The 13360-nt window shown below is 71.0% G+C and carries 10 protein-coding genes, 1 tRNA gene and 2 pseudogenes; 8 read left to right on the forward strand and 5 right to left on the reverse strand.

What is annotated here, in order from left to right; translation table 11 throughout:
* Nucleotides 1–38 precede the first annotated feature (38 nt).
* The 4 genes and pseudogenes from ABT057_RS16495 to ABT057_RS49205 form a co-directional block, all read left to right on the forward strand.
* Nucleotides 39–1286 carry a helix-turn-helix domain-containing protein gene (locus ABT057_RS16495; protein WP_352343685.1) on the forward strand — a complete coding sequence of 416 codons (1248 nt, stop codon included), beginning with the start codon at nt 39–41 and terminating at the stop codon, nt 1284–1286.
* Between the two features lie 165 nt (nt 1287–1451).
* A complete protein-coding gene (gene orn / locus ABT057_RS16500) occupies nt 1452–2054 on the forward strand; it encodes an oligoribonuclease (RefSeq protein WP_352343686.1) in 603 nt (200 codons plus the stop codon).
* A 106-nt stretch (nt 2055–2160) separates the two neighbouring features.
* Nucleotides 2161–2233 (forward strand) — tRNA-His (locus ABT057_RS16505).
* Nucleotides 2234–2598: 365 nt separating this feature from the next.
* Nucleotides 2599–2838, forward strand: a pseudogene (locus tag ABT057_RS49205) (alpha/beta fold hydrolase); the annotation flags it as partial.
* A 363-nt stretch (nt 2839–3201) separates the two neighbouring features.
* On the opposite strand, the gene ABT057_RS16515 reads toward ABT057_RS49205, so the two are convergent.
* Nucleotides 3202–4257 (reverse strand): LacI family DNA-binding transcriptional regulator, encoded by a 1056-nt coding sequence (locus ABT057_RS16515; protein WP_352343687.1) that lies wholly within the window; start codon nt 4255–4257, stop codon nt 3202–3204.
* A gap of 339 nt (nt 4258–4596) precedes the next feature.
* Between ABT057_RS16515 and ABT057_RS16520 the strand changes: the two genes are divergently transcribed.
* The 4 genes from ABT057_RS16520 to ABT057_RS16535 all read left to right on the forward strand — a co-directional run bounded on the left by ABT057_RS16520 (nt 4597) and on the right by ABT057_RS16535 (nt 9463).
* The gene (locus ABT057_RS16520; RefSeq protein ID WP_352343688.1) at nt 4597–5922 is read left to right on the forward strand and encodes an ABC transporter substrate-binding protein; all 1326 of its coding nucleotides are present in this window, start codon (nt 4597–4599) and stop codon (nt 5920–5922) included.
* A 5-nt stretch (nt 5923–5927) separates the two neighbouring features.
* Nucleotides 5928–6938 carry a carbohydrate ABC transporter permease gene (locus ABT057_RS16525; RefSeq protein WP_352343716.1) on the forward strand — a complete coding sequence of 337 codons (1011 nt, stop codon included), beginning with the start codon at nt 5928–5930 and terminating at the stop codon, nt 6936–6938.
* A 13-nt stretch (nt 6939–6951) separates the two neighbouring features.
* Nucleotides 6952–7860: a carbohydrate ABC transporter permease gene (locus ABT057_RS16530; RefSeq protein WP_352343689.1), complete on the forward strand. Its 909-nt coding sequence runs from the start codon at nt 6952–6954 to the stop codon at nt 7858–7860.
* Between the two features lie 166 nt (nt 7861–8026).
* A complete protein-coding gene (locus ABT057_RS16535; protein ID WP_352343690.1) occupies nt 8027–9463 on the forward strand; it encodes a GH1 family beta-glucosidase in 1437 nt (478 codons plus the stop codon).
* A gap of 150 nt (nt 9464–9613) precedes the next feature.
* On the opposite strand, the gene ABT057_RS16540 is transcribed toward ABT057_RS16535, so the two are convergent.
* The 4 genes and pseudogenes from ABT057_RS16540 to ABT057_RS16555 form a co-directional block, all read right to left on the reverse strand.
* Nucleotides 9614–9925 (reverse strand): trypco2 family protein, encoded by a 312-nt coding sequence (locus ABT057_RS16540; protein WP_352343692.1) that lies wholly within the window; start codon nt 9923–9925, stop codon nt 9614–9616.
* A 40-nt stretch (nt 9926–9965) separates the two neighbouring features.
* Nucleotides 9966–11048, reverse strand: coding sequence for a hypothetical protein (locus ABT057_RS16545; protein WP_352343694.1), 1083 nt, complete (start codon nt 11046–11048; stop codon nt 9966–9968).
* Between the two features lie 102 nt (nt 11049–11150).
* Nucleotides 11151–13175: a beta-galactosidase gene (locus ABT057_RS16550; RefSeq protein WP_352343695.1), complete on the reverse strand. Its 2025-nt coding sequence runs from the start codon at nt 13173–13175 to the stop codon at nt 11151–11153.
* A gap of 11 nt (nt 13176–13186) precedes the next feature.
* Nucleotides 13187–13360: pseudogene (locus ABT057_RS16555) on the reverse strand (carbohydrate ABC transporter permease); the annotation flags it as partial.

Below are 13360 nucleotides of genomic sequence, written 5' to 3' on the forward strand. Positions count from 1 at the left end.
AACCGAGGAGCCGCGACCACCGAGGGGGGCTTAGCAGGATGAGCCACGACTCCACTGCCGCGCCGGAAGCCGCGGCCCGGAAGCTTTCCGGGCGACGCCGCAAGGAGATCGTCGCGGTGCTGCTGTTCAGCGGCGGTCCCATCTTCGAGAGTTCCATTCCGCTGTCGGTGTTCGGGATCGACCGCCAGGACGCCGGCGTGCCGCGCTACCGCCTGTTGGTGTGCGGCGGCGAGGAAGGCCCGCTGCGGACCACAGGGGGCCTGGAACTCACCGCGCCGCATGGCTTGGAAGCGATCTCGCGAGCGGGCACGGTCGTCGTGCCGGCCTGGCGTTCGATCACTTCTCCGCCACCGGAGGAGGCGCTCGACGCACTGCGTCGCGCGCACGAAGAGGGTGCCCGCATCGTGGGCCTGTGCACCGGCGCGTTCGTGCTGGCCGCCGCGGGTCTGCTGGACGGCCGCCCGGCCACCACCCACTGGATGTACGCGCCGACGCTGGCCAAGCGCTACCCGTCGGTCCACGTGGATCCGCGGGAACTCTTCGTCGACGACGGCGACGTCCTGACGTCGGCGGGCACCGCCGCCGGAATCGATCTCTGTCTCCACATCGTGCGGACGGACCACGGCAACGAGGCGGCGGGCGCGCTGGCCCGGCGTCTCGTCGTCCCCCCGCGCCGGTCGGGCGGCCAGGAGCGCTATCTCGACAGGTCTTTACCAGAGGAGATCGGCGCCGACCCGCTGGCCGAGGTCGTCGCCTGGGCGCTGGAACACCTCCACGAGCAGTTCGACGTGGAGACGCTCGCCGCGCGTGCGTACATGAGCCGCCGCACCTTCGACCGCCGCTTCCGGTCACTGACCGGCAGCGCGCCACTGCAGTGGCTGATCACCCAGCGCGTGCTGCAGGCGCAGCGCCTGCTGGAGACGTCGGACTACTCGGTGGACGAGGTCGCGGGCCGCTGCGGCTTCCGCTCGCCGGTGGCCCTGCGCGGCCACTTCCGCCGCCAACTGGGTTCGTCCCCGGCGGCGTACCGGGCGGCGTACCGGGCCCGCAGGCCGCAGGGCGAACGCCCGCTGGAGGCCGAACCGTCGTCGCCACCACCGGCGCCGGCGGGCCCGCCTCCGGCGCTGCACACGGAGGGACCGGGCCCGGTCCCTCCGCAGATCAGGCGCACGGCGGCGACGGCGGGCGCGATGGGCTCACCGGGCGGCCACTCGGCCGAGCAGCACGCGCGTGAAGCGTACGCGGCATCACGGGCGAGCCTGCCGGGGCAGCGCAGCGGGATGTGACCTTGAACGCCGGGCGGGCGACGCGCGACTCCAGCCCGTCCGGCGTTCGGGGACGAGGCCCCTTCAGGGCCGAAAGGGGTCCGGGGCGCAGCCCCCGGTCGCAGCACCGCCCCCGTACCAGCACGGGGGCACCCCAAACCCGGACGTCAGCTTTAGGGTGGTCGCATGAACGATCGCATGGTGTGGATCGACTGCGAGATGACCGGCCTCTCGCTGTCGGACGACGCGCTCATCGAGGTTGCCGCCCTCGTCACCGACTCCGAGCTGAACATCCTCGGCGAGGGGGTCGACATCGTCATCCGGCCGCCGGCAAAGGCGCTGGAGACGATGCCGGAGGTGGTGCGCCAGATGCACACCGCGTCCGGTCTGCTCGAGGAGCTGGCCGGCGGCACGACGCTCGCCGAGGCCGAGGCGCAGGTGCTGGCGTATGTGCGCGAGCACGTGAAGGAACCCGGCAAGGCTCCGCTGTGCGGCAACTCCGTCGGCACGGACCGCGGCTTCCTCGGCCGCGACATGCCGACCCTCGAGGGCTATCTCCACTACCGCATCGTCGACGTCTCGTCGATCAAGGAGCTCGCCCGCCGCTGGTACCCGCGGGCGTACTTCAACAGCCCCGAGAAGAACGGCAATCACCGCGCCCTCGCCGACATCCGCGAGTCCATCGCGGAACTGCGCTACTACCGCGAGTCCGTCTTCGTGCCCCAGCCCGGCCCGGACTCGGACACCGCGAAGACGATCGCCGCGAAGCACGTCGTGCCTGCTCAATAGGGCCGCACGGGTCCACGGCGAAAGCCGTGCGCGAGCACCCCTTCAGACCCTGTACACTTTTTCTCGGCCGGTCGGGGACGACACAAAAGTCCAACCACCGGTCGTGGTGGGTGTAGCTCAGCTGGTAGAGCACCTGGTTGTGGTCCAGGATGTCGCGGGTTCGAGTCCCGTCACTCACCCTTACATGAAAGGCCCCCGACCCGCGGAAACGCAGGTCGGGGGCCTTTTCGTTCACCCGGTTCGGCCACACAGTGGTGCCCAGCGCCACGGCGGGCAAGTCTCGTCCCTGACCGCTCAGCGCTACTGCTCGGGTCACCGGCAAAACCCGCGGACGCCTCAATTCCCGCCCGCATCATGCGGGTTGTGATTCCGCCTGCCCAGATCCCGCCGCCTGGTGGCCGCGGTCTTCGCCCTGGCCGTCGGCCTCGGCTCGACCACCCTCACGGCCGCGGCCTCCGCCAAGCCGGCATCGCCGGCCGGTGAGCGGATACCCGCCGGCTTCAGCGAACACAGGACCCGGGTGGCCGGGACCGGCATCGACTACGTGATCGGCGGCCACGGCCCGACCCTGGTCCTGATCCACGGCTACCCCCAGACCTGGTACGAGTGGCTCGGCATCATGCCCGCGCTCGCCGAGCACTACACCGTCATCGCGCCGGGCCTGCCCGGCGCGGGCCGGAGTGACGCCCCGGCGTCCGGATACGACAAGAAGACCATGGCCGCCACGCTGCACGCGCTCCTGGCGTCGCTCGGCAAGGACCAGGACGTGAATGTCGTAGGCCATGACATCGGCAGCGTTCCACCGACCGGCGCGCCGGCCGTCGTCGCCAGGTCCGAGACCGCGCGACGCGCCCTGACCCGGTTCGGGGCCGGCCGGCGACCAGGACGACGTCAGCACGTGCCGCCAGGCCGGCCGGGGCGGCGTCGTCCCCTCCGACCCGCGCAGGAGGACGCCCCGCAAGGTCACCGGATCGGCCGTGCGGGTCCCGTCACCCACCCTGAGCAATCAGCGGGTGACTTCCTCGAGAAGTCACCCGCTGACGCGTTTCCCGGGAGTCTCACCGGCCGCCGAGAGGCCGCACCTCACCGACGCCGGGCGGCGACGTTCCGGGATGGCGGGCCGGGCATGCTCCACTGCCCGGCCGAGTCAGGACGAGGTCCGCCCCACCAGTTCCGTGGCCAGCACCACCTGTCGTCTCTCCAGCCCCCGGGACACCGCCGGCCGGCGGTCGGCGATCTCCGTGAGGAGGAGGTCCAGCATCCGGCGCCCCATCTCCTCGATCGGCTGGCGGACGCTCGTCAGGGGCGGGTCCATGTGGCGGGCGATGGCCGAGTCGTCGTAGCCGACGAGGGCGACGTCCTCGGGGATACGGCGGCCCGCCTCGCGCAGGGCCTGGCGGGCGCCGGCCGCCATCACGTCGGAGCCCGCGAAGACCGCGTCGAGGGCGGGGCTGCGGGCGAGCAGCGCCCGCATGGCGCGGTGGCCGCCCTCCTCCGTGAAGTCGCCGGGCTCGATGAGTCCCTCGTCCACCTCGTACCCCGCGTCGCGCAGGGCGTCGCGGTAGCCGTCGACGCGGCGCTGGGCGCCGTACACGTCGAGGCGGCCGGTGATGTGGGCGACGCGGGTGCGGCCCCGGGCGAGGAGGTGCTCGACCGCCGAGCGGCCGCCGCCGTAGTTGTCGGAGTCCACCGACGGGAGGGTCTCCCCGGCGGACCGCGGGCCGCTGATCACCGCCGGGATCTCCAGCTGGGCCAGCAGGTCGGGGAGGGGGTCGTCCGCGTGGACCGAGACCAGCAGGACGCCGTCGACCCGGTGCGCCGCCAGGTACTGCGCGAGGCGCTGGCGCTCGCGGTCGCTGCCCGCGAAGATCAGCAGCAACTGCATCTCGGTGTCGGCGAGTTCGGCCCCGACACCGCGCAGCATGTCCGAGAAGTACGGCTCCGCGAAGAAGCGGGTCTCCGGCTCGGGGACGACGAGGGCGATCGCGTCCGTGCGGTTGGCCGCGAGGGCGCGGGCGGCGGTGTTCGGGACGTAGCCGAGTTCCGCGACCGCCGCCTCCACCGCCGCGCGGGTCGCGTCGCTGACCCGGGGGGAGCCGTTGATCACCCGCGAGACCGTGCCCCGGCCTACGCCGGCGCGGGCGGCCACCTCTTCGAGGGTGGGCCGACCGCCGCTGCGGCCCCGCGCTCCGTGGGTTGCCATGGGCCCCGCCTTCCCGCCGTCGTCATCACGCTGGCCTGGAATGTAACAGTCCCGTCCGTGGGCAGGACCGACCGCCGACCGCCGCCGCGCCCGGCCGGAAAACGCCGCCCGTGGGAGTTAGCTAACAGCCGGATAACTGAACGCGTCTCTCCGTGCCCCCGCCCTTGACACCCCCGTCCGAACCGACGACTCTTCAACACATCACCTGTGGGAGCGCTCCCACGGTACCTGACACATACACATCCCGCACGTTCCCCGCCCGAGCCGCAGCGAGTAACTAACGGGCCCAACAATGCAGTTGGCCGGGGGGTCGGCACGTCAGGGCAACAGGAGGACGTAATGCGAGCACGTACCCGAACCACCCGCCGGGTGGTGGTCCTCGCGGCCGTCGCGTCGCTGGGCGCCGGGCTGCTGGCCGGCTGTGCCGACGACGGAGGCGACGCATCCGACGGTTCGTCGTCCGGCAGCGGCAAGGGAAAGACCACGATCACGCTGGGTCTTTTCGGTACGCAGGGCTTCAAGGAAGCCGGTCTCTACAAGGAGTACGAGAAGCTCAACCCGAACATCAAGATCCAGGAGACCGTGGTCGAGCAGAACGCCAACTACTACCCGGCGCTCGTCAACCACCTCACCACCAACAGCGGTCTGCAGGACGTCCAGGCCGTCGAGGTCGGCAACATCGCCGAGGTGACGGACAAGTTCGCGGACAAGCTCGTCGACTTCTCCAAGGTGTCGGGCGTCGACAAGAGTCAGTGGCTGGACTGGAAGTGGCAGCAGGCCACCACCAGCGGCGGCCAGACCATCGGCCTGGGCACCGACATCGGCCCGATGGCGATCTGCTACCGCAAGGACCTCTTCGAGCAGGCCGGCCTGCCCACCGACCGGGACGAGGTCGGCAAGCTGTGGGCCGGTGACTGGAACAAGCTGGTCACGGCCGGTGAGAACTACAAGAAGAAGGCCCCGAAGGGCACCTACTTCATGGACTCGCCCGGCGGTCTGCTCAACGCGGTCATCAGCAGTGAGAAGACCAAGTTCTTCGATGCCTCCGGCAAGGTCATCTACAAGACCAACCCGGCGATCAAGGACGCCTTCGACCTGACCGCGAAGGCCGCCGAGGAGGGCCTGGTCCAGCCGCAGACCCAGTTCCAGCCCGCCTGGAACTCGACGATCGCCAACAACAAGTTCGCCGCGATCGCCTGCCCGCCGTGGATGCTCGGCTACCTCAAGGGCCAGTCGAAGCCCGAGGCCACCGGCAAGTGGGACGTGGCCGCCGCGCCGAAGGCCGGCAACTGGGGCGGTACCTTCCTGACCGTGCCGAAGAGCGGCAAGAACGTGACGGAGGCGGAGAAGCTGGCCGCCTGGCTGACCGCGCCCGAGCAGCTCGCCAAGCTCTTCAGCGTCCAGGGCAGCTTCCCGAGCACTCCCGGCTCGTACACCCAGCCGCTGGTGACGGACGCCAAGAACGCCATGACGGCCGACGCGCCCATCGGCAAGATCTTCGCCGATGCCGCCAAGTCCATCCCGACGCAGGTCATCGGCCCGAAGGACCAGGTCGTCCAGGACGGTCTGACCAACAACGGCGTCATCCTGGTGACCAAGGGCAAGTCCGCCGCGGAGGCATGGGAGACGGCCACCAAGACCATCGACAACAACCTGGAGCAGTGACCGGTATGGCCACCCGGCACGACACCGCCGCGCCCCCCGCTAAGGAGGGGGGCGCGGCCCCGGCCCGCCCTTCCGCCGCCCTCGGCGAGGCGGAGCAGCGGCGCCGCGCCCGTCTCTCCCGCCGCTGGCAGCGGGACCTGAAGTGGAGTCCGTACGGGTTCATCTCCCCGTTCTTCGTCCTCTTCCTCGCCTTCGGCCTCTTCCCGCTGATCTACACCGGCTGGGCCTCGCTGCACACGGTCGAGCTGACCGCGCCCAACGACATGAAGTGGGCCGGCCTGTACAACTACACCCGGATCTTCGACGACGAGTTCTTCTGGAACGCGGCGAAGAACACCCTCACCATCGGCATCATCTCGACGGTCCCGCAGCTGCTGATGGCGATGGGCCTGGCCCACATCCTCAACTACAAGCTGCGCGGCTCGATCTTCTACCGCGTGGTGGTCCTCGCGCCGTACGCCACCTCGATCGCCGCGGCCGCGCTCGTCTTCGTCCTGCTCTTCGGCCGTGACTACGGCATGATCAACTGGGCGCTGCACTTCGTCGGCGTCGACGCGATCGACTGGCAGAACGACAAGTGGCCGTCCCAGATAGCGGTGTCGACGATCATCATCTGGCGCTGGACCGGCTACAACGCGCTGATCTACCTGGCCGCGATGCAGGCGATCCCCAGCGATCTGTACGAGTCGGCGGCGCTGGACGGGGCCAACCGCTGGCGGCAGTTCATCCATGTCACGCTGCCGCAGCTGCGCCCGACGATCCTGTTCACCGTGGTCGTCTCGACGATCGGCGCGAGCCAGGTGTTCGGCGAGCCGCTGATCTTCGACGCCAACCGGGGCGCGTCGGGAGGTTCGGAGCACCAGTTCCAGACGCTCGGCCTGTATCTGTACGAGCAGGGCTGGGTGAACATGCACCTCGGCCGCGCCTCCGCGATCGCCTGGACCATGTTCCTGATCCTGATCGTGGTCGGGCTGGTCAACTACGTCATCTCGCGCCGACTGCGCGCCAGCAGTTAGGAGTGGTACGGCCGTGACGACGACCCTGACCAAGCCCGCGGACGCCACGCCGCCCAAGGAGTCCCGCCGCACCCGCCGTTCGAAGGCGGCACGCGCCGGCGGCACCCTGCATGCGGGCCCGATCGCCTACACGATCCTCGTCCTGTTCTCGATCGGCTCGCTGTTCCCGCTGGTGTGGACGGCGATCGCCGCGTCCCGCACCAACAACCGGCTGGCCGAGACGCCCCCGCCGTTCTGGTTCGGCGGCAATCTCTTCCACAACCTCGACGTGGCGTGGAACGAGGCGAACCTCGGCAAGGCCTTCCTCAACACGACCATCGTGGCCGGGACTTCGGCGATCACGATTGTGATCCTGTCGACGATCGCCGGCTTCGCCTTCGCCAAGCTGCGCTTCCGGGGCCGCAACATCCTGATGCTGATGGTGATCGGCACGATGATGGTGCCGCCGCAGCTGAGCATCATCCCGCTGTACATGATGGTCGCGAAGCTGAACTGGGCGGACCAGCTGCAGGCGGTCATCCTCCCGTCGCTGGTGAGCGCGTTCGGCGTGTTCTTCATGCGTCAGTACCTGATCCAGGCGCTGCCGGACGAGCTGATCGAGGCGGCGCGCGTCGACGGCGCGAGCAGCTGGCGCGTGGTGTGGCACATCGTGTTCCCGGCCGCGCGCCCCGCGATGGCGGTACTGGGCATGCTGACGTTCGTCCAGTCCTGGAACGACTTCCTGTGGCCGTTCCTGGTCCTGACGCAGAACGGCCACCCGACCGTGCAGGTCGCCCTCACGGGTCTGGGCCGCGGCTACACCCCCGACCAGTCCCTGATCATGGGAGGCGCCCTGCTGGGCACGCTGCCGCTGCTGCTGGTCTTCGCGATCTTCGGCAAGCAGATCGTGGGCGGCATCATGCAGGGCGCGGTGAAGGGCTGATGCCTTCGCCCGAAGGGCCGAGGCCCGCGCCCGAAAGGCCGAGGCCCGCGCCCGAAGGGCCGAGGCCCGCGATCTGAGGGGCCGGGTCAGCGCCGCTCCGGCCCCCTCCGCCCGACTTCCCCCAACCTCCTCGTCGGTCTCGACGACCACTCATGGGAGCGCTTCCATGTCTGAGCCCATTACCCCGGTGTCCTTTCCTCCCACCTTCCTCTGGGGTGCCGCGACGTCCGCGTACCAGATCGAGGGGGCCGTGCGGGAGGACGGCCGTACGCCGTCGATCTGGGACACCTTCAGCCATACGCCGGGCAAGACGTCCGGTGGCGAGACCGGTGACATCGCTGTCGACCACTACCACCGCTACCGCGACGACGTGGCGCTGATGGCGGAGCTGGGTCTCACGGCGTACCGCTTCTCCATCTCCTGGTCCCGGGTCCAGCCGACCGGCCGCGGCCCCGCGGTCCAGGTGGGCCTGGACTTCTACCGCCGCCTGGTCGACGAGCTGCTGTCGAAGGGCATCAAGCCGGCCGTCACCCTCTACCACTGGGACCTCCCTCAGGAGCTGGAGGACGCGGGCGGCTGGCCGGAGCGGGACACGGCGCTGCGGTTCGCCGAGTACGCGCAGATCGTCGGGGAGGCGCTGGGCGACCGCGTGGAGAACTGGATCACGCTGAACGAGCCGTGGTGCAGCGCGTTCCTGGGTTACGCGTCCGGTGTGCACGCACCCGGCCGCACCGACCCGGCGGCCTCCCTGCGCGCCGCCCACCACCTCAACCTGGCCCACGGCCTGGGCACTTCGGCGCTGCGCGCGGCGATGCCGGCCCGCAACACGGTGGCGATCAGCCTCAACTCCTCGGTCGTACGGCCGCTTTCGCTGGACGACCCCGCGGACCTGGTGGCCGTACGCAAGATCGACGACCTGGCGAACGGCGTCTTCCACGGCCCGATCCTGCACGGCGCGTACCCCGAGACGCTGCTGTCGGCGACCTCGTCCCTGACGGACTGGAGTCACGTCCTCGACGGCGACCTGGCCGCGATCAACCAGCCGTTGGACGCGCTGGGCCTGAACTACTACACGCCGACGCTGGTCTCGGCCGCGGACACCGAGGTGCGGGGCCCCCGCTCGGACGGCCACGGCGCGAGCGACCACTCCCCCTGGCCGGCCGCGGACGACGTCGCCTTCCACCAGACCCCCGGCGACCGCACGGAGATGGGCTGGACGATCGACCCGACCGGCCTGCACGACCTGATCATGCGCTACACGAGGGAGGCCCCCGGCCTGCCCCTCTACATCACGGAGAACGGCGCGGCCTACGACGACAAGCCCGACCCGGACGGCCGCGTCCACGACCCCGAGCGGATCGCGTACCTGCACGGCCACCTCTCGGCGGTGCGGCGCGCGATCGCCGACGGCGCGGACGTACGCGGGTACTACCTCTGGTCCCTCCTCGACAACTTCGAGTGGGCGTACGGCTACGAGAAGCGGTTCGGGGCGGTGTACGTGGACTACGCGACGCTGACCCGCACCCCGAAGTCGAGCGCCCACTGGTACGGCGAGGCCGCCCGCACGGGAACCCTGCCGGCACCGGCGACCCAGACCACCTGACCCGGGGGCAGGGGAGGGGCGCGGCACGCCGTGGGGGCGTGCCGCGCCCTGGTGTTTCCCGGGGGCCAGGACTCGTACGCCCTGCGGGTGCCCTGAAGAGCGACCCCCTCGAAACGGGGCCTGGATCTCCGTCCCGCTCCGGCCGCCCCTTCAGATCTCGCCGTCGACCTCGTCACCCGTGATCAGCGCCGTCCGGCCGACGCCCCCGCCCGGTGGTACGACCTTGGGAGTGAGGGTGAGGGTGATGCGCTGGGTCTCGGCCTGGCCGTACCTGCCGTTCGCGCCGGCGTCGACGACCCACAGCCGTACCTTCGCGTCGGCGCCCCCTTCCCGGGTGACGGCGACGGACGCCTCGATTTCCACGGGCCCCAGTTCGAAACGCAGCATCCGGTTGTCGCCCTCCGCCAGTGCGGTCGTCAGCTGTTCCCGCAACTCCCGGATCATGTCGGCCAGTTCGATCACGATGTCCCCCTCATGACGTGCGGTGTGGAGATGGTACGAGTCAGCGCAGCAGCGTCAGAGCCACCACGGTCACCAGGGCGATGACGGTGAGCACCGCCCAGGCGAGGGCGGTGAGGCGTTCCTTGCTGGGGCGGCGGCACACCACGATGTCGTCGGGGCCGGGGTAGGCGTAGTAGACGCGGTCGGGGTCGGTGCGCACCGCGATCCTGGCGAGCGGCAGGTAGCGGATGGTGACGCGGCGCCGGATCTCGCCGTCCCTGGCGATGAGGAGGCGGGTGGCAAGTTTGTGGTGCTCGTCCTCGAGGAAGCCGGGGAGTTCGGCGTCGACGGTGTTCAGGGTGCGGTCGTGCCACTTGTCGGTCCGGATCCTGAGGAAGGGCGGGGCGGACACCTTGGTCTCCTCCGTGTGCGGCGTGCGGGTGATCACGCCCTCGGTCCAGACCGTGAAGCGTCCGGTGCCGCCGCACGCCTCGTCCCGGACCCGTTTCGCGCCCTTGCAGGCGGTGCAGGGCGCCGTGCCGGAACCCGTGCAGACCGGACAGCGGGTCTGACGTTCGCCCAGGCAGTTCGGGCAGGCCACGTCCGGGCGCCGGCACCGCCGGCAGGCGGCCCGTTCGGGTTCCTCCGCGCCCTGCGGGCGGACGGCGGTCTTCCGGCCGCGGCGGCTGCGCGGATGGCCGGTGCCGTCGCACTCCCAGCAGGCGTCGGGGCCGCCGTGGCAGACCTCGCACTCCACATGGCGGGGGCAGTCCTGTCCGCCGCGCCCGGCGCACACGTCGCAGTCCTTGCGGCCGCCCTCGCAGTCCTCGCAGACCAGCTCGTCGAGCGTGCCCTCCCGGACGAGCACGAACCGCTGGGTGCGGGCCGGGTCGCCGGGCGGCGGGACCGGGTGAGTGTCGAGATCGGTGTACGTCGCCCGTTTCGCCGGGGCGCTCTGGCGGCCCTTCTCCCTCCGGTGCGTCTCCTCCCGGCGCTCCACACTGCGCACGATCCGGCATTCGAACACCGACTGCCAGGAGAAGTCGGCCGCACCGGCGGAAGTGAGGGCGACGCCGGCACCGCGCCGCGAGACGTGCCGTTCGACAGCCTGGAGGATCTCTTCCCTGGACGGTGTCGTGGCCAACGCCGCTCCCCCTCGCCTCTCGCCCCGCCGACGGACGACGCATGCGGAAGAGCAGGTTAGGAGGCCCTCAGGCCGGCGACAAGAGGGCCTCCCGCACCGGCCTCACACGGAGTGCGGCTCGCGTACGACCGCCACCCCGCCGGGCGGGACGGAGACCGAGCCGTCGGCCACGGGCTTGCCGCCGAGGAGTTCCACCGCGTCGGCGGCGACGGCGACCCGGGCGCCCCGTCCGGTGTGGTCGATCAGGAAGAGGTAGTCGGCGTCGGCGCCGCGCCGCACCACCGCCTCCACGCCCCGGGGGATCCCGGCGCGCACCGGTGCCACCCCCGCCTCCCCGGCCACCCGCTCCAGCAGGGCGGCCAGGGTGTCCGCGTCCGGCAGGGTCGCCACATACCAGGTGGTGCCGACGCCGTAGCCGTGGCGGGTGATCGCGGGGGCGTCCGCCAGGGGGCCGTCCGTGTAGGAGAACACCGTCTGCGCCCCGGCCGTGCGCACCCGCTCCGACCACAGCGAGCCCCGGCCGCCGCCCTCCAGCCCGACCGTCTCGCCCGGCAGGAGCGGGAAGAGCTCGTCGGTGCGGACGCCGAGCGCCTCACGGAACGCCCCCGGGTAACCGCCCAGCCGGACATGGCAGTTCTCGTCCACCGCGCCGCTGTGGAAGCCCACCGCCAGGGTGCCGCCGCGCTCGGCGAAACCGGTGAGGTTCGCCGCTCCCGCGTCGTCCACCAGGTACAGCGCCGGGGCCAGGACCAGGCGGTACGCCGACAGGTCCGCGTCCGGGCGGACGAAGTCCACGGCGACGCCCGCCCGCCACAGCGGCTCGTACCAGGCGCGTACCAGCTCCGACTGGCGTACCAGCTCGCTGGGTTGAGAGGGCTGCTCCAGCGCCCACTTCGCGTCCCAGTCCCAGACGATCGCCGTCTCGGCGGTCCCGGCGGCGCCCCGCACTTCCGCCAACGACCGCAGATCCGCGCCGAGTTGGACGACGTCCCGCCAGATCGCGCTGTCCGTGCCCGCGTGCGGCAGCATCGCCGAGTGCCACTGTTCGGCACCCGCCTTCGCCGCCCGCCACTGGAAGTAGGCGATGCCGTCGGCGCCGCGGGCGACATGCGCGAGCGCGTTGCGTCTCAACTCGCCTGCGGACTTGGCCCGGTTGACAGGCTGCCAGTTCACCGCGCCCGTGGAGTGCTCCATCAGCAGCCAGGGCCCGCCCGCGAGGGACCGTACGAGGTCGCCGCTCATCGCGATGTCGATCTCCGACTCGGGGTCGGTCGAGCGCAGGTAGTGGTCGTTGGAGACGATGTCCAGCTCCGGCGCCCAGCGCCAGTAGTCCAGCGCGTCGAAGTTGTACATCACCATGAAGTTGGTCGTGGCGGGGATCCCCGGGGCCGCCCCGCGCAGCACCTCCCGCTCCGCCGTGCACAGCGACAGCAGCTCGTCGCTGCAGAAGCGGCGCCAGTCCAGCCGATGGGTCGGGTTGGGGACGGCGCCCGTAGCCCGGGGCGGGATGATCTCGTCCCAGTCGTAGTACCACTGGCTCCAGAAGGTGGTGCCCCAGGCGTCGTTGAGCGCGGCCAGATCCCGGTAGCGGCGTCGCAGCCACCCCCGGAACGCCCGCGCGCTCGTGTCGCAGAAGCACTCCGCGTTGTGGCAGCCGTACTCGTTGTGGATGTGCCACATGACCACGGCCGGGTGGTCCGCGTACCGCTCGCCGAGCGCGCGGGCGATCCGCAGCGCCGCCGTCCGGTACGCCGGGCTGCTCGGGCAGAACGTCTGGCGGCTGCCGTACGACAGTGTCCGGCCGTCGGCGTCCACGGGCAGCGCCTCGGGGTGGGCCTTGAAGAACCAGGCCGGCGGGGCCGCCGTCGGGGTGGCCAGGTCGGCGGCGATGCCGTGGACGTACAGCAGGTCCAGGAGGCGGTCGAGGCGGGAGAAGTCGTACTCGCCCTCGGCGGGTTCCAGCAGCGCCCACGAGAAGATGTTGACGCTGACCATGTTCACCCCGGCCTCGGCCATGAGGCGCATGTCCTCGCCCCACACCTCCTCGGGCCACTGCTCGGGGTTGTAGTCCCCGCCGTACGCGATGCCGGGAACACCGGGAACACCGGGAATGCTGCTTATGCTCATCGGTCGGCTCCTCAGCCCTTGTTGGCGCCCAGGGTCAGGCCGCTGACGAACTGCCGCTGGAGCGCGAAGTACACGATCAGCGTGGGGATCGCGGTGAGCAGGGCGCCGGCGGCGACCAGGTTGGGGTCGGTGAAGTACTGGCCGGAGAGGTTGTTCAGGGCCGAGGTGATCGGCATGTTCTCGCC

This window comes from Streptomyces sp. NPDC002588, assembly GCF_040295925.1.
Lineage (GTDB): Bacteria > Actinomycetota > Actinomycetes > Streptomycetales > Streptomycetaceae > Streptomyces.

What these genes read in the sequence shown, in the direction of transcription:
- ABT057_RS16495 (WP_352343685.1), top strand. Translation starts at nt 39, where the DNA reads ATGAGCCACGACTCCACTGCCGCGCCGGAAGCCGCGGCCCGGAAGCTT.
- orn (WP_352343686.1), top strand. Translation starts at nt 1,452, where the DNA reads ATGAACGATCGCATGGTGTGGATCGACTGCGAGATGACCGGCCTCTCG.
- ABT057_RS16515 (WP_352343687.1), bottom strand. Translation starts at nt 4,257, where the DNA reads ATGGCAACCCACGGAGCGCGGGGCCGCAGCGGCGGTCGGCCCACCCTC.
- ABT057_RS16520 (WP_352343688.1), top strand. Translation starts at nt 4,597, where the DNA reads ATGCGAGCACGTACCCGAACCACCCGCCGGGTGGTGGTCCTCGCGGCC.
- ABT057_RS16525 (WP_352343716.1), top strand. Translation starts at nt 5,928, where the DNA reads ATGGCCACCCGGCACGACACCGCCGCGCCCCCCGCTAAGGAGGGGGGC.
- ABT057_RS16535 (WP_352343690.1), top strand. Translation starts at nt 8,027, where the DNA reads ATGTCTGAGCCCATTACCCCGGTGTCCTTTCCTCCCACCTTCCTCTGG.
- ABT057_RS16550 (WP_352343695.1), bottom strand. Translation starts at nt 13,175, where the DNA reads ATGAGCATAAGCAGCATTCCCGGTGTTCCCGGTGTTCCCGGCATCGCG.